At 55.8% G+C, this 22391-nt stretch carries 22 protein-coding genes and 1 tRNA gene; 13 read left to right on the forward strand and 10 right to left on the reverse strand.

Features of this window, described 5'->3' with window-relative positions; genetic code table 11:
- The first annotated feature begins 306 nt into the window (after positions 1-306).
- A complete protein-coding gene (locus RDN66_RS04520; RefSeq protein WP_035891779.1) occupies positions 307-1134 on the forward strand; it encodes a DMT family transporter in 828 nt (275 codons plus the stop codon).
- A 10-nt stretch (positions 1135-1144) separates the two neighbouring features.
- Here RDN66_RS04520 and RDN66_RS04525 read toward each other — a convergent pair whose 3' ends face one another.
- Positions 1145-2047: a LysR family transcriptional regulator gene (locus tag RDN66_RS04525; RefSeq protein WP_202216278.1), complete on the reverse strand. Its 903-nt coding sequence runs from the start codon at positions 2045-2047 to the stop codon at positions 1145-1147.
- 142 nt (positions 2048-2189) lie between these two features.
- Between RDN66_RS04525 and RDN66_RS04530 the strand changes: the two genes are divergently transcribed.
- A complete protein-coding gene (locus RDN66_RS04530; protein ID WP_202216279.1) occupies positions 2190-3500 on the forward strand; it encodes a serine hydrolase in 1311 nt (436 codons plus the stop codon).
- A gap of 67 nt (positions 3501-3567) precedes the next feature.
- Here RDN66_RS04530 and sbmC read toward each other — a convergent pair whose 3' ends face one another.
- Both sbmC and RDN66_RS04540 read right to left on the reverse strand, forming a co-directional pair.
- Positions 3568-4038 (reverse strand): DNA gyrase inhibitor SbmC, encoded by a 471-nt coding sequence (sbmC, locus tag RDN66_RS04535; protein ID WP_035891783.1) that lies wholly within the window; start codon positions 4036-4038, stop codon positions 3568-3570.
- A gap of 136 nt (positions 4039-4174) precedes the next feature.
- A tRNA-Arg gene (locus RDN66_RS04540) sits at positions 4175-4251 on the reverse strand.
- A 253-nt stretch (positions 4252-4504) separates the two neighbouring features.
- On the opposite strand from RDN66_RS04540, the gene folD reads away from it, so the two are divergent.
- The 6 genes from folD (at position 4505) to RDN66_RS04570 (ending at position 9560) form a co-directional block, all read left to right on the forward strand.
- The gene (gene folD / locus RDN66_RS04545; protein WP_202216280.1) at positions 4505-5371 is read left to right on the forward strand and encodes a bifunctional methylenetetrahydrofolate dehydrogenase/methenyltetrahydrofolate cyclohydrolase FolD; all 867 of its coding nucleotides are present in this window, start codon (positions 4505-4507) and stop codon (positions 5369-5371) included.
- 1 nt (position 5372) lies between these two features.
- Positions 5373-5585, forward strand: a complete 213-nt coding sequence (ybcJ, locus tag RDN66_RS04550) for a ribosome-associated protein YbcJ (protein WP_035891785.1) — start codon at positions 5373-5375, stop codon at positions 5583-5585.
- A 133-nt stretch (positions 5586-5718) separates the two neighbouring features.
- Complete coding sequence (locus tag RDN66_RS04555) at positions 5719-6240, forward strand: metal-dependent hydrolase (protein ID WP_202216281.1); 522 nt, start codon at positions 5719-5721, stop codon at positions 6238-6240.
- A gap of 273 nt (positions 6241-6513) precedes the next feature.
- Positions 6514-7347 (forward strand): xanthosine phosphorylase, encoded by an 834-nt coding sequence (gene xapA, locus RDN66_RS04560; protein ID WP_123650057.1) that lies wholly within the window; start codon positions 6514-6516, stop codon positions 7345-7347.
- A 48-nt stretch (positions 7348-7395) separates the two neighbouring features.
- Entirely contained in the window at positions 7396-8601 is a 1206-nt protein-coding gene (gene tsgA, locus RDN66_RS04565; protein WP_202216283.1) for an MFS transporter TsgA, read from the forward strand.
- Positions 8602-8624: 23 nt separating this feature from the next.
- Positions 8625-9560 carry a LysR family transcriptional regulator gene (locus RDN66_RS04570; RefSeq protein WP_227675192.1) on the forward strand — a complete coding sequence of 312 codons (936 nt, stop codon included), beginning with the start codon at positions 8625-8627 and terminating at the stop codon, positions 9558-9560.
- 54 nt (positions 9561-9614) lie between these two features.
- Here the strand turns inward: RDN66_RS04570 and cysS are convergent, their stop codons facing one another.
- A complete protein-coding gene (cysS, locus tag RDN66_RS04575; RefSeq protein ID WP_202216284.1) occupies positions 9615-11000 on the reverse strand; it encodes a cysteine--tRNA ligase in 1386 nt (461 codons plus the stop codon).
- A 310-nt stretch (positions 11001-11310) separates the two neighbouring features.
- Here cysS and ppiB point away from each other — a divergent pair, with 310 nt between their 5' ends.
- From ppiB to mnmH, 5 genes are all read left to right on the forward strand, one after another.
- Positions 11311-11805, forward strand: coding sequence for a peptidylprolyl isomerase B (gene ppiB, locus RDN66_RS04580; RefSeq protein ID WP_035891791.1), 495 nt, complete (start codon positions 11311-11313; stop codon positions 11803-11805).
- 3 nt (positions 11806-11808) lie between these two features.
- The gene (gene lpxH / locus RDN66_RS04585) at positions 11809-12531 is read left to right on the forward strand and encodes a UDP-2,3-diacylglucosamine diphosphatase (RefSeq protein ID WP_035891878.1); all 723 of its coding nucleotides are present in this window, start codon (positions 11809-11811) and stop codon (positions 12529-12531) included.
- A 119-nt stretch (positions 12532-12650) separates the two neighbouring features.
- A complete protein-coding gene (gene purE, locus RDN66_RS04590; protein WP_035891792.1) occupies positions 12651-13160 on the forward strand; it encodes a 5-(carboxyamino)imidazole ribonucleotide mutase in 510 nt (169 codons plus the stop codon).
- Complete coding sequence (gene purK / locus RDN66_RS04595) at positions 13157-14224, forward strand: 5-(carboxyamino)imidazole ribonucleotide synthase (RefSeq protein ID WP_308537587.1); 1068 nt, start codon at positions 13157-13159, stop codon at positions 14222-14224. Before purE ends, purK begins: the two co-directional genes overlap by 4 nt.
- 107 nt (positions 14225-14331) lie before the next feature.
- On the forward strand, positions 14332-15420 hold the full coding sequence (gene mnmH / locus RDN66_RS04600) for a tRNA 2-selenouridine(34) synthase MnmH (RefSeq protein WP_308537588.1): 1089 nt from the start codon (positions 14332-14334) through the stop codon (positions 15418-15420).
- Here mnmH and RDN66_RS04605 read toward each other — a convergent pair.
- The 6 genes from RDN66_RS04605 to RDN66_RS04630 all read right to left on the reverse strand — a co-directional run bounded on the left by RDN66_RS04605 (position 15417) and on the right by RDN66_RS04630 (position 22356).
- Positions 15417-16388 (reverse strand): ABC transporter ATP-binding protein, encoded by a 972-nt coding sequence (locus RDN66_RS04605; RefSeq protein ID WP_202216287.1) that lies wholly within the window; start codon positions 16386-16388, stop codon positions 15417-15419. The genes mnmH and RDN66_RS04605 overlap by 4 nt on opposite strands.
- The gene (locus tag RDN66_RS04610) at positions 16385-17362 is read right to left on the reverse strand and encodes an ABC transporter ATP-binding protein (protein ID WP_202216288.1); all 978 of its coding nucleotides are present in this window, start codon (positions 17360-17362) and stop codon (positions 16385-16387) included. The genes RDN66_RS04605 and RDN66_RS04610 overlap by 4 nt, the downstream gene beginning before the upstream one ends.
- Entirely contained in the window at positions 17355-18200 is an 846-nt protein-coding gene (locus RDN66_RS04615) for an ABC transporter permease (RefSeq protein WP_202216289.1), read from the reverse strand. Before RDN66_RS04615 ends, RDN66_RS04610 begins: the two co-directional genes overlap by 8 nt.
- A gap of 6 nt (positions 18201-18206) precedes the next feature.
- Complete coding sequence (locus tag RDN66_RS04620; protein WP_308537592.1) at positions 18207-19151, reverse strand: ABC transporter permease; 945 nt, start codon at positions 19149-19151, stop codon at positions 18207-18209.
- Between the two features lie 55 nt (positions 19152-19206).
- Complete coding sequence (locus RDN66_RS04625) at positions 19207-20799, reverse strand: ABC transporter substrate-binding protein (RefSeq protein ID WP_202216291.1); 1593 nt, start codon at positions 20797-20799, stop codon at positions 19207-19209.
- 414 nt (positions 20800-21213) lie between these two features.
- On the reverse strand, positions 21214-22356 hold the full coding sequence (locus tag RDN66_RS04630) for a porin (protein WP_202216292.1): 1143 nt from the start codon (positions 22354-22356) through the stop codon (positions 21214-21216).
- Positions 22357-22391: the final 35 nt, after the last annotated feature.

Here is a 22391-nt window from a genome sequence, read left to right on the forward strand (position 1 = left end):
ACATCCCTTGGTATTGAATAAAAAATTCATCGTGGGTACCAACGGGTTTGTCGCTTCTCACGCCCCAGAATACCCCTGTGAAATATCCTCACCGATTACTGGGCCAGCCGTACCGCATCAATGAATAAAAATGAGATCGAGAACTATACGCATTATCAAAATGTGATCAAGTCTCAATCCGTAGTAGAGGGGCGGAAATAACCACAAAAAATTCATGTTGTTGCCTGGGAGCCACAGCACAAAACAATGGCACTGCGCTACGTGGCTTGATGCATAATTATTCCAATACTTCCAGAGGACGCTCCCGTGCTGCTCAAAATCATCCTGGCTATGGTGGCATTTGCCGCAAACTCCCTGCTCTGTCGGCTGGCGCTGAAGGGGCTGCATATGGATGCCGTTTCATTTAGCAGCGTTCGCCTGCTGAGCGGCGCCATCGCGCTGTTCTTGCTGCTCCAGATGCCCGGGCTGCGTAAGAAACCAGAATTTAATTGGCTGAACGCCGCGCTGCTGGCGACCTACGTTTTTGCGTTCTCACTGGCCTATTTGTCGTTAACCACCGCCGCAGGCGCACTGCTGCTGTTTGGTACCGTACAGTGCGTAATGACAAGCTGGGGGTTGATGCGCGGTGAGCGGCTGACCGCGCTGAAAAGCGTCGGTATGCTGGGGGCGATGGGTGGGCTGGCGCTGCTGCTGTTGCCCGGAGCGGGGCACCCTTCCGGTAGCGCTTCGCTGTTGATGATCCTGTCCGGCGCGGCGTGGGCGGTTTACTGTATTACTGGCAAGAAGGTGCAAAATGCGGCGGCGGCAACAACCGGGAATTTTATTCTGGCGGTTCCCATGGCGCTGCTGGTGTTTCTGCTCAGTGGTTTTCATGTTCAGGCGGATGCCATCGGGCTCGCGCTGGCCGTCACCTCCGGGGCGCTGATGTCCGGCGGTGCTTATCTGCTCTGGTACTCATTGTTGCCTAAGCTTAGCCCCACGACCGCCAGCACGCTGCAGCTCAGCGTTCCCTGCCTTGCGGCGTTGGGCGGTCTGGTCTTTATGGGCGAAGCCATTGATGTGCGCATGCTGCTGGCTATCGTTATCACCCTTTCCGGTATTGGTCTGGTGATTGTGGCGGACAGGCGGCGGTAAAAAATTCCGTTTACCCTGTGCGTGTCATCTCCGCTCGCCACAGCGCAGATAGCTGGGCCAGCGTGTCATCAATCAACATTCGTTTTTCGCTCCCCGGCCACCAGATAGTCACCATAGTCTGGCTGATGCCTTCATTGCCCACCACCGTGGGAATCGCCGCGACATTCCGCCAGCGCGCCGCCTCAAAATGGGTCGGTAAAAATCCCCATCCGCAGCCGGCCTCAATCAGGCCGCGCAGCATTTCAAGCTCGTTGGCCACCATCACGTTCCCCGAGATTTGTAGCCGTCGCGCCATCGGTAGATCGCTTGCTGAGTGCATCACCACTTGCGGCGTTAAAGAGAGGTCGAGCAGCGAACAGGGGCGTGCAACATCAGCAAACAGCGGTTCGGCGGCGTAGAAATCCATATCGATAGCGCCAAGCGCGCGCCACTCCATATCGTTGCCCACGCTGTGGTTATTCGCCTGAAAGAAGCCTAAGTCAGCCTGACCACTTGTAAGCGCTTTTTCACCTTCGGCGCGCGAGGTGCAGCGCAGGCTCAGGCGAATCCCCCGTTTTACGATCTGGGCGATCAGTGCCTGCAAAAAACGACGCGGCGTAAAAGGATCGTAGGCAATGCTCAGTTCCTGAATGTCGGCTGACGGCACCTGGCGGGCAAACTGCTCGAATGCCCTGGCCTGGCGCATCAGCAGATGCGCCTGACGATGCAGCTGCTCGCCTTCTGCCGTGAGCTGTAGCGCTCGTCCCTGGCGGACAAACAGCGGGTAGCCAAGGCCATCTTCCAGCAGATCGATGAGATCGCGCAGCGTCGTGCGATCTTTCTCCAGCTTCATCGCCGCCTTCATCAGGCTGCCGTGCTCCGCAACGGCGGTGAAGGCTTCAAGCTGAGAAAATGAGTAGGACAATGACGGCACACCGGGCTCCTTTTGCAGTACTTATGGGGGTTTTTCCCCCATTACGCGTTTTTTATTATAGTGCGGTGATTTTTATACTGCACCCATCCCGTCACCCCGCCGGGACAACGTGTCTATTGGTATAACTAAAATCGAGAACGCTATGAATAATAAACATAAATCTTTACCTGCAAAGTACTGCCTGCTGGCAAGCCTGGTGGCTGGGGCATTCCTCTCCTCACCCGTAATGGCGGCCTGTGAAGGCACCGAACTCACCGCCTGCCCGGCCCCCTTTGATGCAAAACTGCCCGATACAAAAGCAATGCTGACCTGGAGTCAGGCCGATCGTGTCATCGGTTTTCGTAACGACTACCGCAACTATCAGGGCGATGTTTTCCACCACGGCAAATCCGTGCCGCTCGCCGCGGCGGAAAAACCGCTGACGCAGGCCAGCTATCAGGTCAACGGCAAACGGTGGACGCTTCAGGATTACATTAAGCGCCAGAACGTCAGCGGTATGCTGGTGCTGAAGGATGGCAAGGTTTCCTGGAAATACCTTGGCGAAGGCAACACCGATACCACGCTATGGACTTCCCGCTCGGTGGGAAAATCAGTGGTATCCACGCTTGTGGGCGTAGCGCTGAAAGAGGGAAAAATCCACTCGCTGGACGACCTGGTCACACAGTATGAACCTGCGCTGAAAGGCACCGCCTGGGATGGCGTCACCCTGAAACAACTTATCCAGCACACCTCTGGCGTGGCGTGGAACGAGGATTACACCAATCCACAGTCTGACTTCGCCAAACTCACGCAGTGTGAAGCTCACGCGGGTACCTACGACTGCGTCCGCACGCTGGTTTCCGGCCTGAAACGCGCCCACCCGGCGGGTGAAGTCTGGTCCTACTCCTCCGGCGGAGCCTGGCTGCTGGGCGACGTGCTGGAGCGCGCAACGGGTATGACGCTTGCCGCCTACCTTGAGAAAAGCATCTGGCAGCCGTATGGCATGGCGAGCGATGGCGTATGGCATTCCTACAGCAAAAACCAGCATGATGTTGGCGCACATGGTTTTAACGCCACGCTGGAAGACTGGGGCCGCTTCGGCGAGTTCGTGCTGAACAACGGTCATCTGCCGAACGGTAAGCAGATTCTGCCAGAAAACTGGGTGGCTCAATCCGCCGACTGGAACAAGGCGAAAAACTCAGTCTCCGCCGCGCATCCGCAGGGGCTTTATGGCTACCAGTGGTGGAATAACGAAGTACCCGTCAATGCTAAAAACGTAGTGCCAGCGCCGCAGGACTCAATGAAAGGATCGATGTGGGCGCTGGGGATTTATGGTCAGATGATTATGGTCAACCGCGCGGAAAATCTGGTGATCGTCCAGTGGTCGACCTGGCCGCAGGCGGAACCGTCATTCAGCGCCCAGCCGCTGGAAGCCTCGCTGATGTTTAGCGCGATTGCGAACGCATTGCATTAATTATCGGCCATATATACCGTTAGCCCAGCGACGCCAGAGCCGTATTTTACGCTCTGGCGTTTTCAGATCAGCCCTTCGGCTCTACTGCTATAAACATCTCGATATCCCAGTAACCCTCTTCCGCCCCGTTGTTGTGGTAAATCTCGAAGCAGGGCCTAGGTGCCCACTGGTGGGTTTCGTCCTTCAGAACGCTATCAAAGAACTGATACCAGGGCGTAGCAAAGTCGTGGTCAATGACGCGAGCCTGTGCGACGGCATACAGCCCGCCCGCCACTTCCGCCAGCATCACCCCTTCACTGTTTGGCGGAATAACGAAATCATCGGCAACCGATACGACCGTATCGCAGCGTAGCTTTTCCGCCGGGACCTCATCAGGGTTATCGTAATAAACGGCAAGCCATTCCTGCGCGGGGATCTGCTGACCATCTACCCACATCATCAGCTGCTCAAACCCTTGCTTGACCGTCTGCTCCCACGGCCCAACCATATGAAAACCGGCGATTTTGCGTTGCTGAACCTGCTTTATCTCGTAGTCCATACTGCCTCCGTTAAAACACTGTAATTTCATACAGTATAATTGACGTATTCTGGTTTAGACAAACGAACAGTGAACATTATGTGAGCAGATTCGCACTCTTGCCAGGGGAAGAATGTGGGGGGAAATTTCAGGAAAATGGTGCGCCCTGCAGGATTCGAACCTGCGGCCCACGACTTAGAAGGTCGTTGCTCTATCCAACTGAGCTAAGGGCGCACTGGGGAAGTCAAAACTTCATGGTGGGGTGAAACGCGTGGAATTATACGGTCACTGGCAGGTGAGTCAATCCATTTCCTTACGAAACCTGCGCGGCCTGCGGCGATGGATAAAGTACAACCAACTATCGCTCAACTCTTCGACAAAACCACTTTCCGCGGAAAACTCGCAAACGATACCTGACAGCGAGCCTCGCATCTGACAAAATATGTCCATCCCCCCTTCGTTAATGACAGATGGAAAATTTTCCCTGATGGCAGCAAAGATTATTGACGGTAAAACGATTGCGCAGCAGGTGCGCTCTGAGGTTGCTGAAAAAGTGAAGGCCCGCGTTGCGGCCGGAAAACGCGCCCCTGGGCTAGCCGTTGTCCTCGTGGGCAGCAACCCTGCATCGCAAATTTATGTCGGCAGCAAGCGCAAAGCCTGCGAAGAGGTGGGTTTCGTCTCCCGCTCCTATGACCTGCCGGAAACCACATCAGAAGCCGAACTGCTAGCGCTGATTGATACTCTGAATGCCGACACCACCATCGACGGTATTCTGGTACAGCTGCCGCTGCCTGCTGGTATTGATAACGTGAAAGTTCTGGAGCGTATCGATCCAGACAAAGACGTGGATGGCTTCCATCCGTATAACGTCGGTCGCCTGTGCCAGCGTGCGCCGCGCCTGCGCCCTTGTACTCCGCGCGGTATCGTGACGCTGCTGGAGCGCTATAACATCGACACCTACGGCCTGAACGCCGTGGTGATTGGCGCGTCCAACATCGTTGGCCGTCCGATGAGCATGGAGCTGCTGCTGGCCGGCTGCACCACCACCGTGACCCACCGCTTCACCAAAAATCTGCGCCACCACGTTGAGCATGCGGATCTGCTGATCGTTGCGGTCGGCAAGCCAGGTTTTATTCCCGGAGAGTGGATTAAAGAAGGTGCCATCGTCATTGATGTCGGGATTAATCGCCTCGAAAACGGTAAAGTAGTCGGTGATGTGGTGTTTGAAGATGCCGCCGCGCGCGCGTCTTACATCACCCCGGTACCGGGCGGCGTAGGTCCAATGACCGTCGCTACCCTGATTGAAAACACCTTACAGGCGTGTGAAGAGTATCACGACGTGGAGAAGGCATAAGATGGCAACATTTTCTTTGGGTAAGCATCCGCATGTGGAACTCTGTGACTTACTGAAGCTGGAAGGCTGGAGCGAAAGCGGCGCGCAGGCGAAAATCGCCATCGCCGACGGTCTGGTTAAAGTTGACGGCGCGGTAGAAACCCGCAAACGCTGCAAAATTGTAGCCGGTCAAACCGTAAGCTTTGAAGGTCAGAACGTCACCGTGACGGCGTAAGCCTTACTGTAGCCCGGCAGAGCTTCGCGACGCCGGGTCTCATCCCTCCCCCTATTTTTCAGAATTACACCCTGCTGCAAAAATTCGCGTCAACAACGATACTCTGTACTCCTCATGCAAAAACGGACGACAGATGCCAACGATTATCACCCACGCCGCAGTCCCACTGTGCCTTGGTTTAGGCCTCGGAACCCGCGTTATTCCACCACGTTTACTGTTTACCGGTGTCGTGCTGGCGATGCTCCCCGACGCCGATGTGCTGGCCTTTAAGTTCGGTATCGCCTACGGCAATATTTTCGGCCACCGCGGCTTTACCCATTCACTGTTGTTTGCCTTCGTGGTTCCCCTACTCTGCGTGATAGTGGGTCGACGATGGTTTGGCGCGGGGTTAATGCGCTGCTGGCTGTTTTTAACGGTCTCGCTGCTGTCACATAGTCTACTGGATTCTATTACCACCGGTGGCAAAGGTGTCGGCTGGCTGTGGCCGTGGTCGGATGAACGGTTTTTCGCACCGTGGCAGGTGATTAAGGTCGCGCCGTTTGCGCTCTCGCGCTACAACACGCCGTACGGACATCAGGTGATAATTTCAGAGTTACTGTGGGTGTGGCTGCCGGGCGTGGTGGTGATGGGATGGCTGTGGTGGCGCCGTCGTTAAGTGAGCGCGAGTTAGGTAGCCCGGCCGAGCACAGCGACGCCGGGAACCGCGCCACGGCCAAAGTGAAGCGCATCACAAATCATCGCGCCCAACCCTGGCTTTTCAGGTCGCTCAGACATTCATCTAATTTGTAATACATTGAATAATAAAAGCTTAAAAACACCATCCCTACAATCAATTCGATAATCATATCAATATCGCCATTTATCGAATTGGATTGGCAATCAACCGCTCCACAGAATAGGGAAAAACATCCCTGATTCTGGAGTCCCTATGTCACCGTCAATTCTCAACAATGCCCCTTACGAAGCCGTCGAGGTACTGCGCGCGGCCAAACCCGGTTTCACCCCTCGTATCGCGCTCATCCTCGGCTCTGGCCTCGGCGCGCTGGCCGACAGGATGGACAATAAAACTACGCTCTCCTACGAGGAACTTCCCGGCTTTCCGGTAAGTACCGTCATCGGCCATGCCGGGGAAATCGTCATGGGGACATTACACGGCGTGCCGCTGATTTGCATGAAAGGCCGCGGTCATTTCTATGAAGGATTAGGCATGGGTATCATGACCCAGGCGGTGCGCACCTTTAAGCTGCTCGGCTGCGAATTTATGTTCTGTACCAACGCGGCGGGCTCTCTTAATACGGACATTCCGGCCGGAAGCCTTGTTGCGCTGAATGACCATATCAATACTATGCCCTCGACTCCGATGGTTGGCCCGAACGACGATCGCTTCGGCCCGCGTTTCTTTAGCCTGGCCAATGCCTACGATAAAGACCTGCGCGCCCAACTGCATCACACGGCTAAAGGGCTGGACATTCCGCTGCACGAAGGCGTTTTTGTCTCCTACCCAGGGCCCAACTTCGAAACCGCCGCGGAGATTCGCATGATGCAACGCATGGGCGGCGACGTGGTCGGTATGTCGGTGGTGCCGGAAGTGATCGCCGCACGTCATTGCGGGTTGAAGGTGCTTGCCGTTTCCGCCATCACCAATATGGCGGAAGGACTAAGTGACGTGGAGTTATCGCACGAGCAAACGCTGAAGTGCGCGGCGATGGTCACCGACGACTTTATCCGTCTGATTGGCCAGTTCATTAAACAATACGCTTAATCCCTGATTCGTCGGCGGGCACGCTGCTGCCCGCCTGGAGATACGTCTATGTCTGACATGTCCTGGTCTCGCCCTAATTTAAACGCTGTCTCATACCTCAGCTACTATTTCGTCGGCGCGCTGGTCTCTACGCTCGGTATCGTCCTCGGCCCGCTGTGCGCGGCTTTTCATAAAGACCCGAGCTTTATCGGCCAGGTCTTTACGCTGATGAACATCGGCATGTTTATCCCCATCATGCTCGGCGGCATTCTGATGCGTAAATGGGGGCTGCAAAAACCGCTGGTTATCGCCGCGGCGCTCACCATGCTTATCAGCGCTATCCTGTTCGTCTCGCCAACGCTCACGCTGTTCAGCTTTGCCGTTGCTGGTATCGGCGCCTGTGGGGGCATTTTCATGACCATCGGCAGCTATCTGGTCGTGCGGATTAATCCGGATGAAAAAAGTCGCTCTTCAAGCCTGATTTTTACCGACTTTTTCTTTAGTCTGGCTGGCGCAACCCTCTCTTTCCTGCTGGCCTGGCTGTTCCGCATGGGCGCAAGTTGGGTCGCGATGTACGGCATTATGGGCGGTCTGGGCGCGCTGATGCTGGCGCTGACCATCCGCTGTCGTTTCCCTTCCACAGAAGCGCCTGTTGCACAGCAGCACAGCAGTACCGCCGCACGTGAACCCTGGGGTCCATCAATTTATCTGATTTGCTTCGCGCTATTCGCCTTCCTGCTGGCGGAACCCATTTTCACCATGTGGACGCCGGGCTACCTGCAGTTCCGCTTCCATATCCAGCCACAGGACGCCGCGCTGTACACCACGGTCTACTGGGTAGCGAAAGCTATCGGTCTGTTCCTCAACCAGTTCACCGTAAAGTGGATGAAGCTGCGCACCTTCCTGCTGGGCTGCACCGTTATTGGTCTTATCGCCATTGCACTGATTGCTAACAGCAGTAGCACCACGCTGATTCTGGTGGCCTGCGGCGTCTTTGGTTTCTTCAACTCAGGCCTGTTCTCCGGGCTGATGAGCTACGGTTCGCTGCAGGTTAGCCAAAGCTCGCCAACGCTTATCTCCGCGCTGCTGACCTGCGGCACGGTAGGCACGCTGCTGTTCGCCAGCGTCTCTTCGCTGGTCAACGGTCATTACGGTCTGCACGGCGCGCTAAACACCGCCACGATTTCCTACGCCATTCTGCTGCTGGTATTGGTCGTCGCCATCGTATGCAGCCGCGCAGAACGCCTGCACACCACCGCACCGGCGGCCGTTTGACAAGGCAAGAGGAGGGGGGCATGATGGCCCTCCCTCCCCTTTTTCCCGAACTGACCATGACTGACGCCCTGGCCAATAACCGTATCAATATCCGTGCGCTACGCTACTTCCAGGCGCTTGCCGAAGAGCTGCATTTTGGCCGCGCAGCAGAGCGGCTGAATATCACCCAACCGCCGCTGAGCACGCAAATTAAAGAGCTGGAAGAGACGCTGGAAACGAAGCTGTTTGAACGTACCAGCCGAAAAGTGGTGCTGACCCGCGCGGGCCAGGTATTAAAAACCGAGGTTGACCGCATTCTTAGTGCCACCGAGCAGTCGCTTAACTACGTCCGGCAGATTGGCCGCAGTGAGCATCGGCACATCAGCATTGGGGTGGTGGGCAGCGCGCTCTGGGGGACGTTGCTCACAAGGCTAAAGGCGTTTAAGGCAAACCATCCGGACGTGGACTGGAGCCTACGAGAGCTTTCTCAGCATCAGCAAATTGCCGAACTACGGGCCCGCACAATTGATATCGCCATTAACCGCAACGTCCTGCCCTACGCTGAAACCAATATTCGTAATCAGCTTATTGCGCCAGAATCGGTGGCGCTGGCCGTGCCGGAAAACGATCCACTCTGCCAGCTAGCCGCGGTGCCTCTGACGGCGTTGGCTACCCGACCCTTGATTTCGCTTGCCTTCCATCAAAGTGATTTCGCCCGCCAGCTGCACGACCGCTGCGTAGAGGCCGGGTTTTACCCTTTAATTACCCATCAGGTGAACGAGCCGCAAACGGCACTGGCGCTGGTAAGCGCGGGAATGGGGCTGTCTCTGCTGCCGGAAACCTGCGGGCTGATTCACTGGCCTGGCGTGCGTTTTCTGCCGCTGGAAGAAACGGTACCGGCGGATCTCTATGCGCTGTGGTATGACGAACCGCTGTCGGAACTGATGACCGCGTTTGTGGCAGGATTACAGGGGCGTTGATGCGGGGTGAAATTCCCGGAGTCGGCGCTTACGCGCCTCATCCGGGAGACTGACTTATTTACGGCGCCAGGTCGTACCCTGCGGGCCATCTTCCAGCACGATCCCCATCTCGTTGAGACGGTCACGCGCGGCGTCGGCTGCTGCCCAGTCTTTAGCTTTACGCGCGTCCAGACGCTGCTGGATTAACGCTTCAATTTCAGCAACTTCACCGTCATCGGCCTGCGCACCGCTTTGCAGGAACGCTTCAGGTTCCTGTTCCAGCAGGCCCAGCACCGCGGAGAGCTTACGCATATGCGACGCCAGCGCGTTGGCGGCATGCATATCTTCGCTCTTCAAACGGTTTACTTCGCGCGCCATATCAAACAGCGCGGAGTAGGCTTCCGGGGTGTTGAAGTCGTCGTCCATCGCTTCAATAAAGCGCGCTTCGAACGCTTCGCCGCCCGCCGGCGCAACGGATTTGTCGGTACCGCGCAGCGCGGTGTACAGACGCTCCAGCGCGGAACGTGCCTGCTTGAGGTTCTCTTCGCTGTAGTTCAGCTGGCTACGGTAGTGGCCGGACATCAGGAAGTAGCGAACGGTTTCAGCGTCGTAGTACTTCAGCACGTCGCGCACGGTAAAGAAGTTGCCCAGCGATTTAGACATCTTCTCGCGGTCAACCATCACCATGCCGGAGTGCATCCAGTAGTTCACGTACTCGCCGTCGTGCGCACAGGTAGACTGCGCGATTTCGTTTTCATGGTGCGGGAACATCAGGTCAGAACCGCCGCCGTGAATGTCGAAATGGTTGCCCAGCTGTTTGCAGTTCATCGCGGAACATTCGATGTGCCAGCCCGGGCGACCTTCGCCCCACGGGGATGGCCAGCTTGGCTCGCCCGCTTTGGACATTTTCCACAGCACGAAGTCCATTGGATCGCGCTTCACGTCAACCACGTCAACGCGAGCGCCAGCCTGCAGCTGATCCAGATCCTGACGCGACAGCTTGCCGTAGTTCGGATCGGTCGGTACCGAGAACATCACGTCGCCATTGTCCGCCACGTAGGCGTGACCTTTGGCAATCAGCTGCTCGGTGATTTCGATGATTTCGTGAATGTGGTGGGTCGCGCGCGGTTCGCTGTCCGGGCGCAGAATGTTCAGCGCGTCGAAGTCTTTGTGCATTTCGACGATCATGCGATCGACCAGCGCGACAAAGCTTTCGCCGTTTTCGTTAGCGCGCTTGATGATTTTGTCGTCAATATCGGTGATGTTGCGCACGTACTTCAGCTTGTAGCCGAGGAAACGCAGGTAGCGTGCGACCACGTCAAAGGAGACAAAGGTACGGCCGTGGCCGATATGACAGAGATCGTAAACGGTGATACCACACACGTACATGCCAACTTCTCCGGCATGAATGGGCTTAAATTCCTCTTTCTGGCGAGTCATTGTGTTGAAGATTTTTAGCATCGAGAATTCCATGTTTACGTGTGTGAACCGGGCAAACACTCTAAGGATTTCGAGTTGCAGGAAGGCGGCAAGCGAGTGAATCCCGATGAGCTTACTCTAGTAAGTGATTCGGGTGAACGAACGCAGCCAACGCACCTGTAACTTGAAAGACGACGAGTGTACGCCTTAAACGGTATATTCTACCCGTAATTCAACCCGGAAGCAGCACACAATGCAAGATGATCGCGCCGCCCGGTTATGCTATAACAGATGCCTATGTGCAGCCCACAGGCGGGCTGAAGCACCACTCTAAACGGAACAGGATGCAGAAATGGTTACTTTCCACACTAATCATGGCGACATCGTCATCAAAACCTTCGACGACAAAGCGCCGGAAACAGTTAAAAACTTCCTGGACTACTGCCGCGAAGGTTTCTACAACAACACCATCTTCCACCGTGTTATCAACGGTTTCATGATCCAGGGCGGCGGTTTTGAACCAGGCATGAACCAGAAAACCACCAAAGAAGCTATCAAGAACGAAGCCAACAACGGTCTGAAAAACACCCGTGGTACGCTGGCAATGGCGCGTACTCAGGCTCCACACTCCGCTACCGCACAGTTCTTCATCAACGTAGCAGACAACGACTTCCTGAACTTCTCAGGCGAAAGCCTGCAGGGTTGGGGCTACTGTGTCTTCGCCGAAGTGGTTGAAGGTATGGACGTAGTCGACAAAATTAAAGCCGTCTCTACCGGTCGTAGCGGCATGCACCAGGACGTTCCTAAAGAAGACGTTATCATTGAAAGCGTGACCGTCAGCGAGTAATTGGTGGCGACATTCTTTATTGCAGATCTTCATCTGCAAACAGAAGAACCGGCGATTACCGCCGGTTTTCTGCGTTTTTTAGGCGGCGAAGCCCGCCGGGCCGACGCGCTGTACATCTTAGGCGACCTGTTTGAAGCCTGGATTGGCGATGACGATCCTAACCCGCTACACCGCGAAGTGGCCTCCGCCATCAAATCGCTGGTCGATTCTGGCGTCCCCTGCTACTTCATCCACGGCAACCGTGATTTTCTGATCGGCAAACGTTTTGCTGCTGAAAGCGGCATGCAGCTGTTGCCTGAAGAGAAGATGCTCGACCTCTACGGCCGGCGCATTCTGATTATGCACGGCGACACCCTCTGCACGGATGACCCAGGCTATCTGGCCTTTCGCGCCAAAGTGCACACGCCGTGGATCCAGAAGCTGTTCCTCGCCCTGCCGCTGTTTATCCGCCGCCGTATTGCCCAGAAGATGCGCAATGACAGCAAGGCCGCTAACAGCAGTAAGTCGATGGAAATCATGGACGTAAACCCGCAGGCGGTCATCGACGTAATGGAGAAACATCACGTGCAGTGGCTGATTCACGGGCATACCCATCGTCCGGATATCCACGCGCTTGAGGCTAACGGCGACGAGGCGTTTCGCGCGGTACTTGGTGCCTGGCATACTGAAGGTTCGCTTATCCGCGTCACCAAAGACGACGTGACGCTTATCGCCTTCCCATTTTAATTTTTCCCCTTTATTACCCCGTCGCATGGCGACGCAACCGTTTTCCTTGCCCGTTTTCCATGTTATTCTCTGTGGCCTCTAACGTCGTGTGCAGCACACCCACAGGAGTTTTAAGACGCATGTCTTCCCGCAATAATCCGGCACGTATCGCCATTGTGATGGGGTCCAAAAGCGACTGGGCTACCATGCAGTTCGCCACAGAAATCCTCGATATTCTGAACGTTCCTCACCATGTTGAAGTGGTTTCCGCCCACCGTACGCCCGATAAACTGTTCAGCTTTGCCGAAGCGGCAGAAGAGAACGGTTACCAGGTGATTATTGCCGGTGCCGGCGGTGCAGCCCATTTACCCGGAATGATTGCCGCCAAAACTCTGGTGCCGGTACTCGGCGTACCGGTACAAAGCGCTGCATTAAGCGGCGTAGACAGCCTCTACTCTATCGTCCAGATGCCGCGCGGTATTCCGGTGGGGACGCTGGCTATCGGTAAAGCAGGTGCCGCTAACGCCGCCCTGCTTGCCGCACAGATTCTGGCTCAGCACGATGCCGAACTGCATCAACGTCTTGCTGACTGGCGTAAATCGCAGACCGATGAAGTGCTGGATAACCCAGACCCACGAGGTGCGGCATGAAGCAGGTCTGCGTGCTGGGCAACGGTCAGCTAGGTCGTATGCTGCGTCAGGCCGGTGAGCCGCTGGGTATTGCCGTCTGGCCGGTGGGCTTAGAAGCGGACCCGGCAGCCGTGCCGTTCCAGCAAAGCGTCATCACCGCAGAGATTGAACGCTGGCCGGAAACCGCCCTGACCCGCGAACTGGCTGAGCACACCGCGTTTGTTAACCGCGACGTGTTCCCGATTATCGCCGACCGCCTGACGCAAAAGCAGCTGTTCGATAAGCTGAATCTGGCAACCGCCCCGTGGCAGCTGCTGGCAAGCGCCGACGAGTGGCCTGAGGTGTTTGGTCGTCTAGGTGAGCTGGCTATCGTTAAGCGCCGAACCGGCGGCTACGATGGCCGTGGTCAGTGGCGTCTGAGTAAAGACGAAACCGCACAGCTGCCTGCCGAGTGCTACGGCGAGTGCATCGTTGAGCAAGGCATTAACTTCTCTGGTGAAGTGTCGCTGGTTGGCGCGCGCGCCCACGATGGCAGCATCGTGTTCTATCCGCTGACCCAAAACCTGCACCAGGACGGCATTCTGCGCATGAGCGTCGCTTTCCCACAGGCGGACGCGCAGCAGCAGGCTCAGGCTGAATCCATGCTCAGCGCCATTATGCAGGAGCTGGGCTACGTCGGCGTGATGGCGATGGAGTGCTTCATCACCCCTGGTGGGCTGCTGATTAACGAACTGGCGCCACGCGTGCACAACAGCGGCCACTGGACGCAAAACGGCGCGTCCATCAGCCAGTTTGAGCTGCATCTGCGCGCCATTACTGACCTGCCGCTGCCGCCACCGGTGGTTAACAGCCCGTCGGTGATGGTGAACCTGATTGGTACCGACCTGAACTACGACTGGCTGAAGCTGCCGCTGGTGCACCTGCACTGGTACGACAAAGAGGTACGCGAGGGCCGCAAAGTGGGCCACCTGAACCTCAATGACAGCGACACCGGCCGCCTCAGCGCCACGCTGGAAGCGATGGTTCCCCTGCTGCCACCGGAGTACGCGAGCGGTATTGCCTGGGCGCAATCACGCCTGAAGTAAGCCTTAAATGCCGGGGAAAGCAACTTATCCTTCCCCGGCCCCCTCTCTGAAGCGTAAAATCCCGCCATTATCGCGTTACCCCCGATTTAATTAAGAAGGATTTCCCCATGGATAATGGGACGGATTACTGCGCTATTCTGCGCGCGGAAACGCCCATCATTGACGTGCGTGCCCCCGTCGAGTTTGCTCAGGGCGCGATGCCCGCGGCCGTTAACCTGCCGCTAATGAACGACGCTGAGCGCGCCGCCGTTGGCACCTGCTATAAACGTCAGGGGCCAGAGGCGGCGCTGGCATTGGGGCATAAACTGGTCTCCGGGCAGACGCGCCAACAGCGCATTGACGCCTGGCTCGATGCCTGTCGTCGCGCGCCGCAGGGTTATCTGTGCTGCGCCCGGGGCGGCCAGCGTTCGCATATCACCCAGAGTTGGATCAAAGAAAACGGTCTTGATTACCCGCTGATCGTCGGCGGCTATAAGGCGCTACGCCAGGCTGCCATTAAGGCTACCGAGGAACTGGTGCGCCATCCGATCGTGCTGATCGGCGGCTGTACCGGTAATGGCAAAACGCCATTGGTGCGCCAACAGCCGCAGGGGATCGATCTCGAAGGGCTCGCTCACCATCGCGGGTCGTCGTTTGGTCGTACGTTAACGCCGCAGTTTTCTCAGGCTACCTTTGAGAACCATCTGGCAACCGCGCTGCTGAAAGGCGCATATCAGCAGGACAAGGTTCGCTGGGTGCTGGAAGATGAAGGTCATATGATCGGCGCTAACCACCTGCCGGAATGCCTGCGCGATCGCATGGCTCAGGCACCGATCGCAGTGGTTGAAGATCCGTTCGAACTGCGTCTCGAGCGTCTGCGTGAAGAGTATTTCACCCATATGCACCGCGACTTTACCGCCGCGTTTGGTGAAGAGAAAGGCTGGGAAGAGTACAGCGCCTATCTGCACCACGGCCTGTTCGCCATTCGCCGTCGCCTGGGGCTACAGCGTTTTGCCGAACTGACCGCCGCGCTTGATGAGGCCCTGGCTGAACAGCAGCGCAGCGGTTCAACCGAGGCACACTTTGCCTGGCTGGTGCCGCTGCTCAACGAGTATTACGACCCGATGTACCGCTATCAGTTGGAAAAGAAAGCCAGCAAAATCGTCTTCCGCGGTACGTCTGAAGACGTGGTGCACTGGCTGTCAACGCACGCTTAAACCTTAAATAGCCAGCAGGCCGCAAAGTGGCGAGGGGCAATCTCCTGCATCGGCGGCTCCTGCTGCTGGCACTGTGGCATAGCCTGCGGACAGCGGCTGCAAAAACGACAGCCGCTGATTTCCTCAGTCGGGCTCGGAAGCTCACCTTTCAGTCCACCCAACTCCAGTTGCTGTATTCGCGGGTCAGGCACCGGCACCGAGGCCAGCAGCGCCTGCGTATACGGGTGCGCCGGGTGCTGATACAGCTCGCCCGCTGGCGCTACCTCCACCAGTTTACCCAGGTACATCACGCCAATACGGCTGGAAATATGCCGCACCATCGACAAATCATGGGCGATAAACAGGTAGGTCAGGCCAAGCTCCTGCTGAAGATCCTGCAAAATATTCACCACCTGCGCCTGCACCGAAACGTCCAGCGCCGACAAAGGCTCATCGCACAATACAAACTCCGGGCGTACCGACAGCGCGCGGGCAATACTGATGCGCTGGCGCTGGCCGCCGCTGAACTCATGCGGGAAGCGAGTCAAATGCTCAGGCTTAAGCCCGACCTTGTACAGCATCTCCTGGGCGCGTTCGCGCTGGGTGTGTGCATCGTAGCCATGAATTTTCATCGGCTCCGCCACCAGCTGCTGCACCGTCATGCCCGGGTTAAGCGACGACCAGGGGTCCTGGAATATCGCCTGCATTCGGCGACGCAGCGGTTTGAGCGTTTTCTCTGAGGCCTGCGCGATATCCTGCCCGTCAAAGGCGATGTCGCCGAAAGTAATATCAAACAGGCGCAGAATTGCACGCCCCACGGTGGACTTACCGCAGCCCGACTCGCCGACCAGGCCAAAAGTCTCTCCGGGCTGAATATCAAAGCTGACGCCATCGACCGCTTTAACCACCCGCTTCTGACTGAATATGCCGCCATTTAGCGCATAGTGTTTACGCACGTCGTGCAGACGAATTAACGGGGACTCGCTCATGCAGATGCCTCCTGTTGTACCCCTAACCAGCACGCCACCCGATGTCCTTCACCGCAGGTCCGAATGGCGGGCGAACTGTCGCACTGTGGCAGTCGCTGCGAGCAGCGTTCCGCAAACGGGCAGCCCGGCGGCGGGTTAAGCAGGCCCGGAGGCGAACCTTCAATCGGCGACAGCCGATGTTCCGGGTCGTCAGCGCGCGGTAAAGAGGCCAGCAGGCCGCGGGTATACGGGTGCGCCGGACGCAGGAAAATATCCTCAACGCTCCCCTCCTCCATCACCAGCCCGCCGTACATGACGACTACGCGACTACACATCTGCGCCACCACGCCAAGGTCGTGAGTAATCAGCATAATGGCCGTCTGCGTTTGCTGTTGCAGCGATTTCAACAACCGCAGGATCTGTGCCTGAATCGTCACGTCCAGCGCCGTTGTCGGTTCATCAGCAATCAGCAGTTGAGGGTCGCAGGAGAGCGCAATGGCAATCATCACCCGCTGGCGCATACCGCCGCTAAACTCATGCGGATATTGGTTAAAGCGCCGCGAAGCATCGGCAATTCCAACGCTATCGAGCATCGCCAACGCTTTCTCTTTGGCAGCGCTGCGGCTCAGCCCTTTATTGCGCATCAGGATTTCCGTCATTTGACGACCAATGGTCAGCACCGGATTCAGAGCGGTCATCGGGTCCTGGAAAATCATGGCTATCTCATTGCCGCGAATCTGTCGCATCTGCTGCGGCGTTTTTTGCGCCAGACAGTCTCCGCGAAAGCGCACGCTGCCGCCGGTAATTTTGCCGTTATTCCCCAGCAGTTGCAGGATCGATTTACAGGTAACGCTTTTCCCGCATCCTGACTCGCCAACGATACCGATCAATTCTCCGGCGTTCAGCGAAAAACTGACGCCGCGCACCGCGTGAACCTCGCCATCGCGGGTAAAAAATGAGGTCTGTAGATTCTCAAGCTCAAGTAAATCAGGCATCGCGGTTGGCTCCCGGCTCGAAGGCGGTACGGAAGACATCGCCCAGCACGTTAAAACTAAAGACGGTCAACAAAATCAGAATCCCCGGGAACATCGCCAGCCATGAGGCATCACCGATGTAGGACTGTGCGTTGTTAAGCATACTGCCCCACGAGGCAGCGGGCTGCTGTACGCCAAGGCCGAGGAAGCTTAGCGTCGATTCCATCAGGATAGCCGACGCAATATTCAGCGTGGCAGCCACGATAATGGTCGGCAGTACGCCGGGAATAATATGGCGGGCAATAATGCGCAGCGGGTTTTCCCCCGACGCGCGGGCGTACAGCACGTATTCACGCTCCTTGACAGACAGCGTTTCGGCACGCACAAGGCGGGACATATTCATCCACGTTAACAGGCTGATAATCATAATAATATTATCGACGCCCGGCTTCAGGTACGCATTCAGCACCAACAGCAGGAAGAAGGCGGGAATCGCCATCAGAATATCGACAGCGCGCATCATCAGGTTATCCAGCCAGCCGCCGAAATAGCCGCTTATCGTCCCGACAAGGGTGCCAATCAGGGTGGAGAACAGCATCGCCAGAAAACCAACCATCAGCGAAATCCGCCCGCCGGAGAGCGCGCGGGTGAAGTAGTCTCGGCCGTATTCATCGGTGCCGAACCAGTGAGCCGCATTAGGGGGTAACATGCGCGAGGCGAGCGACATCTGGTCGGGATCGTAAGGGCTTAAGCCTGCGGACAGCGCCGCAACCACAAAAATAAACAGTACCAGCAGGGAAAACTGCGCCGGACGATTGCGGCGGAGCTGGTGGCGAACGTTTTGCCAACGTCGATTCATCGTCAGTTACCTCAAAGTACGAATGCGGGGATCGGCAAAGCGATACAGCAGATCGGCCAGCAGGTTGCCGACGATCAGCATCAACGACGACAGCAGGATAATGGCCATGATCAGCGGGTAATCCAGCGAGGTGATCGCCTGGATCCCCAGCAGCCCCATCCCCGGCCAGGAGAAGACGCTTTCGGTCACATACGCCCCGACCACCAGCTCACCAAACGACAGGCCAAACAGGGTAATCACCGGCAACAGCACGTTCTTCAGCACATGACGGAACAGGATCGTGCGGTAGGTTGCACCATAGGCCAACTGAGTCTGTACGTAGTCCGCGGACAGTTGGGTGATCGTGTTAGAACGCACGTAGCGTACGTAGGTCGACAGATTGTAAAACGTCAGGGCGATACAGGGCAGAATGCCGCGCCGCAGCACATCGAGCCAGCTGTCCTCCATGCCGATCGTGCGCATCCCCATACTCGGGAACCAGTTGAGCTGCACGGAAAAGACGGTAATCAGCAGAATGCCGAACCAGAAAATCGGCACCGAAATCCCCACGTACGCAAACAGGTTCAGCACGTAGTCGAGCCAACGATGTTTGAAAGCACCGGCCAGCAGGCCGAGCGGAACCGCCAGCACAATGGCCAGCAGCAGAGACGCGCCCATCAAACCGAGGGTGGCGGGGATCCATTCGAGGATCATCTCCAGCACCGGACGATGGTAAATCAGCGAATACCCGAGATCGCCATGCAGGATATTTTTCAGCCACAGCAGGTATTGGGTGACCAGCGGTTTATCCAGCCCAAGGCTATGACGAATATGCTCAATATCTTCCGGCGACATTCGTGGCGTAATGTACGCCTGAACAGGATCACCCGGGGCGAGCTTTACCAGCAAAAACGCCACCAGCGAGATAAAGAAAAGCATCGGCAGCAGTTGCAGCAGCCGACGAGTCAACATTGTGTTCACGACATTCCCTTCACAAAAAGCCCCCGACGTCGGGGGCTAATAGCGCTTATTTTTGGTAGATTTTGGATAAATCCTGGAACATATAGACCGGTTTTGGTTCCGCTTCCTGAGTCCCGCCAAAGCGTTTATCTACCGCAACGACCGCGTTACTGTAGGCAATTGGGTAGTAGGTCATGTCCGTCGCCACCACCTGCTGCAACTGCTTATAGATGGCGCCGCGCTTCGCGCTGTCGGTTTCCGTAGCGCCTTTATCCCACAGCGCATCAAACTGTGGATTTTTATAATGTGCGTAGTTGTAGGCTTCATTGCTCATAAACAGCGATTTATAGCCGTCCGGCTCAGAACCCATGATGTAACCACCGAGGCTCAGCTCGTAGCCGGTGTTTTTCATATCAAGGCTACGTTGCGACATGGCATTTGCATCCAGCGGCAACAGCTCAACGTTGATGCCCAGCGCTTTGAGCTGCTGCTGAATATACAGCCCCATGCTCTCCTGGGTTTTGTTGGTGTTGATGTAGGCCAGACGCAGCTTCAGGTCGCTCGGCGCGCCGGAGGCTTTCAGCAATGCTTTGGCTTTTTCCAGGTCGTAGGCGTACTGTTCAACGTCATCAGAGTGATACAGCGTGTCTGGGGTCAGGAACGAGGTGGCCGGTTTCGCGTAATCGAGCGAGGTAAAGGCCGTGGTGACCAGATCGTTTTTATTCAGCGCATAGGCAATTGCCTGACGCAGCGCTTTGCTCTGCATAACCGGGACATTCTGGTTAAAGACCATGTAGGCCAGACGCCCTTCCGGATAGGTCACGAAATTAAACTTATCGGTCTTTTTCAGGCGTGACACGTCCTGCGGGTCAATCATCTTGAGGTTGATCTCGCCGTTTTGCAGCGCAAGGTTGGCCGAGTTACTGTCTTTCGCAAAGCGATAGGTCACGGAATCAAGCTTCGGCTTGCCATTCCAGTAACCGTCAAAACGCGTCAGCGCGTAATACTGACCCGCACGATACTCTTTAAATTTGAAAGGCCCAGAGCCAACCGGCGCATCGTTTCTGCCGCTCTTTTCCAGATCGTTTTCGTTAGCAAACACGTGCTGTGGGATCGGGTAGATCTGCACCAGCGTGCCGACGAACGCCGCGCTAACCTGCGGTAAGGTGAATTTCACCGTTAAGTCATCGACCTTGCTGACCTGCACCGGCTTACCGCCGTACATGAACATGCTGCGGAAGAAGCTGTGCTGCTTTTCATCCAACAGCTTATCAAACGTAAACACCACGTCGTCGGCGGTGATTGGCTGGCCATCCTGCCACGTCAGGTTCGGTTTGAGTTTCAGGATATAGCTCAGGTTATCCGCCGACGGCTCCAGGCTTTCCGCCAGGCCCCATTCGATTTTGCCTTCGTTGTAGCTGTATAGCGGGGCATAAAGCGCCTGCATAATGGTCAGCGTGGTGCGGTCGCTGGCATAAATAGGGTTCACCGCCAGCGGGTCGCCGGAAGTAATGCCGATAATCAGCGAACCACCCTCTTTTGGCGCGCTGTCGCTGCTGGCGGCAGGAGCGTTAACCGTTTCTTTATTTTTGGCATCATCACAGCCCGTTAAACCCAGCGCCAGTGAAATCAACGCTGCTGGAACCCATAAATTACGCATGCTTCATTAACTCCTTACCCTTAAATTTTCAATTCTTTCAAAGAAATAAATGAACGGAGCGGTGTTATTAAGATATTTCACAACCTTTTCACTGCGCAGGACTTTATGTCTATCCCGTTTAATTATTTACGCGCTATATAAACGCGATTATCAATCGCTAAGCAATTGAATCCCCTTCACATTGCTAATAGGTTCACAGTTCCGGCCATATAAAATAAAGCGTGTATTATCAGATAGATAATTTCGCTAATAGCCGTAAAAAACGAATAAAACCACGAAACTGAATATTGGGAATTATAACCAGCTGATGTGTAACAAAAAAGCGGGAAACGAGGCGAGAGTTAGATGTTATTTAGCTAAGGAAAGATAAAAATAAACTAAGCAAAGGGCGGCAATGCCGCCCTTTTATTACGATTAGAAATCGTAACGCAGACGAACCAGGTTCATATCACCCAGGTTGTCGGTGCTGGAGGTGAACACGTGTTCGTAGTCAACACGGAAACCGTAATCCAGCTGGAAGCTGATACCTACGCCGTTATCGGTACGCAGATAGTTACGGCCATTCACGTATTCAATACGGTCACCCATGACGTATGGCTGAACGGATTTAAGCGCGTACTGACCAACCGGGATTTTGTAACCCGCGAAGTATTCCAGACCCCACGCGTCGCCCGCGAAGTAGTCGTGTACGGAGACTTTTTTGGTGGTCATGAAGTTCTGGTACCAGCCGCCGCCGAGGGAGAAGGTCCAGTTATCCGGCGTCCAGCTCAGCGCAGTACCGACGATGTTCTGATCGTAGGTTTTGGTGTCGTTGGTGTCCGAATCACGCATATCTGCACGCGTGTAGTTCCATGCGGTACCCCAGGTCAGGTCGTCGGTGATGTGGTAGTCAACACCTAAAGAACCGCCGCCTTTACGCTCATAGCGCAGGCCATTTTCTGGGTTGTAATCATCGCTGAACAGGTAAGACGCGTAGAGATCAACATCACCTACGGTTTTCTTATATTTCAGAGATTTACGAGTACGGTAAGAACCGTCGTAGTCACCGTTGATACCGTTACCTGGTGCCTGACCAATCATATCATAGTCCCAGATATCGGTTTTCACGCCGACCACATCGTAGTACACGCTGTTTTGTTGACCGAAGGTCAGCGTACCCCAGGTATCGCTCTTCAGACCGGTGTACAGCATACGGCGAGTAGTGTTGTTCGCGCCGTCAGCGTAGTGGTTGTCCCAGTTGAACATTGCCGGGAAGTTTACGCCCAGCTCGTAGTAGCTGACCCAGCTAATGTCATCAAACAGGTAGTAATCAGCTGCGAAACGGAAACGGGTGCCGCCGTCAAAGCCGTTACGCTTGTAGCCATTTTTACCGTCATCGCCGGTCATGTTCTGGAACTGCGGACGAATACTCCCGCCCACGGTGAAGTTCAGACGGCTCAGCGGGTTACCAGCCTGAGGATCCTGCTTAAGCAGGGTAATTTCAGCCTGGGATGCGAAAGACGTCAATGCCACTGCAGCGCCGATCGAGATCGCCAGCGCTTTCATTTTTATAGTCATTATTTTTCCTTGATAGATTACGTGCCATCTATTTG

The sequence above is a fragment of the uncultured Kluyvera sp. genome (assembly GCF_902485085.1).
Taxonomy (GTDB): domain Bacteria; phylum Pseudomonadota; class Gammaproteobacteria; order Enterobacterales; family Enterobacteriaceae; genus Kluyvera; species Kluyvera ascorbata.

What these genes read in the sequence shown, in the direction of transcription:
- ppiB (WP_035891791.1), top strand. Translation starts at nt 11,311, where the DNA reads ATGGTTACTTTCCACACTAATCATGGCGACATCGTCATCAAAACCTTC.
- purK (WP_308537587.1), top strand. Translation starts at nt 13,157, where the DNA reads ATGAAGCAGGTCTGCGTGCTGGGCAACGGTCAGCTAGGTCGTATGCTG.
- mnmH (WP_308537588.1), top strand. Translation starts at nt 14,332, where the DNA reads ATGGATAATGGGACGGATTACTGCGCTATTCTGCGCGCGGAAACGCCC.
- folD (WP_202216280.1), top strand. Translation starts at nt 4,505, where the DNA reads ATGGCAGCAAAGATTATTGACGGTAAAACGATTGCGCAGCAGGTGCGC.
- RDN66_RS04605 (WP_202216287.1), bottom strand. Translation starts at nt 16,388, where the DNA reads ATGAGCGAGTCCCCGTTAATTCGTCTGCACGACGTGCGTAAACACTAT.
- xapA (WP_123650057.1), top strand. Translation starts at nt 6,514, where the DNA reads ATGTCACCGTCAATTCTCAACAATGCCCCTTACGAAGCCGTCGAGGTA.
- RDN66_RS04530 (WP_202216279.1), top strand. Translation starts at nt 2,190, where the DNA reads ATGAATAATAAACATAAATCTTTACCTGCAAAGTACTGCCTGCTGGCA.
- RDN66_RS04555 (WP_202216281.1), top strand. Translation starts at nt 5,719, where the DNA reads ATGCCAACGATTATCACCCACGCCGCAGTCCCACTGTGCCTTGGTTTA.
- ybcJ (WP_035891785.1), top strand. Translation starts at nt 5,373, where the DNA reads ATGGCAACATTTTCTTTGGGTAAGCATCCGCATGTGGAACTCTGTGAC.
- RDN66_RS04625 (WP_202216291.1), bottom strand. Translation starts at nt 20,799, where the DNA reads ATGCGTAATTTATGGGTTCCAGCAGCGTTGATTTCACTGGCGCTGGGT.
- RDN66_RS04610 (WP_202216288.1), bottom strand. Translation starts at nt 17,362, where the DNA reads ATGCCTGATTTACTTGAGCTTGAGAATCTACAGACCTCATTTTTTACC.
- RDN66_RS04570 (WP_227675192.1), top strand. Translation starts at nt 8,625, where the DNA reads ATGGCCCTCCCTCCCCTTTTTCCCGAACTGACCATGACTGACGCCCTG.
- tsgA (WP_202216283.1), top strand. Translation starts at nt 7,396, where the DNA reads ATGTCTGACATGTCCTGGTCTCGCCCTAATTTAAACGCTGTCTCATAC.
- cysS (WP_202216284.1), bottom strand. Translation starts at nt 11,000, where the DNA reads ATGCTAAAAATCTTCAACACAATGACTCGCCAGAAAGAGGAATTTAAG.
- RDN66_RS04630 (WP_202216292.1), bottom strand. Translation starts at nt 22,356, where the DNA reads ATGACTATAAAAATGAAAGCGCTGGCGATCTCGATCGGCGCTGCAGTG.
- purE (WP_035891792.1), top strand. Translation starts at nt 12,651, where the DNA reads ATGTCTTCCCGCAATAATCCGGCACGTATCGCCATTGTGATGGGGTCC.
- RDN66_RS04620 (WP_308537592.1), bottom strand. Translation starts at nt 19,151, where the DNA reads ATGTTGACTCGTCGGCTGCTGCAACTGCTGCCGATGCTTTTCTTTATC.
- sbmC (WP_035891783.1), bottom strand. Translation starts at nt 4,038, where the DNA reads ATGGACTACGAGATAAAGCAGGTTCAGCAACGCAAAATCGCCGGTTTT.
- RDN66_RS04615 (WP_202216289.1), bottom strand. Translation starts at nt 18,200, where the DNA reads ATGAATCGACGTTGGCAAAACGTTCGCCACCAGCTCCGCCGCAATCGT.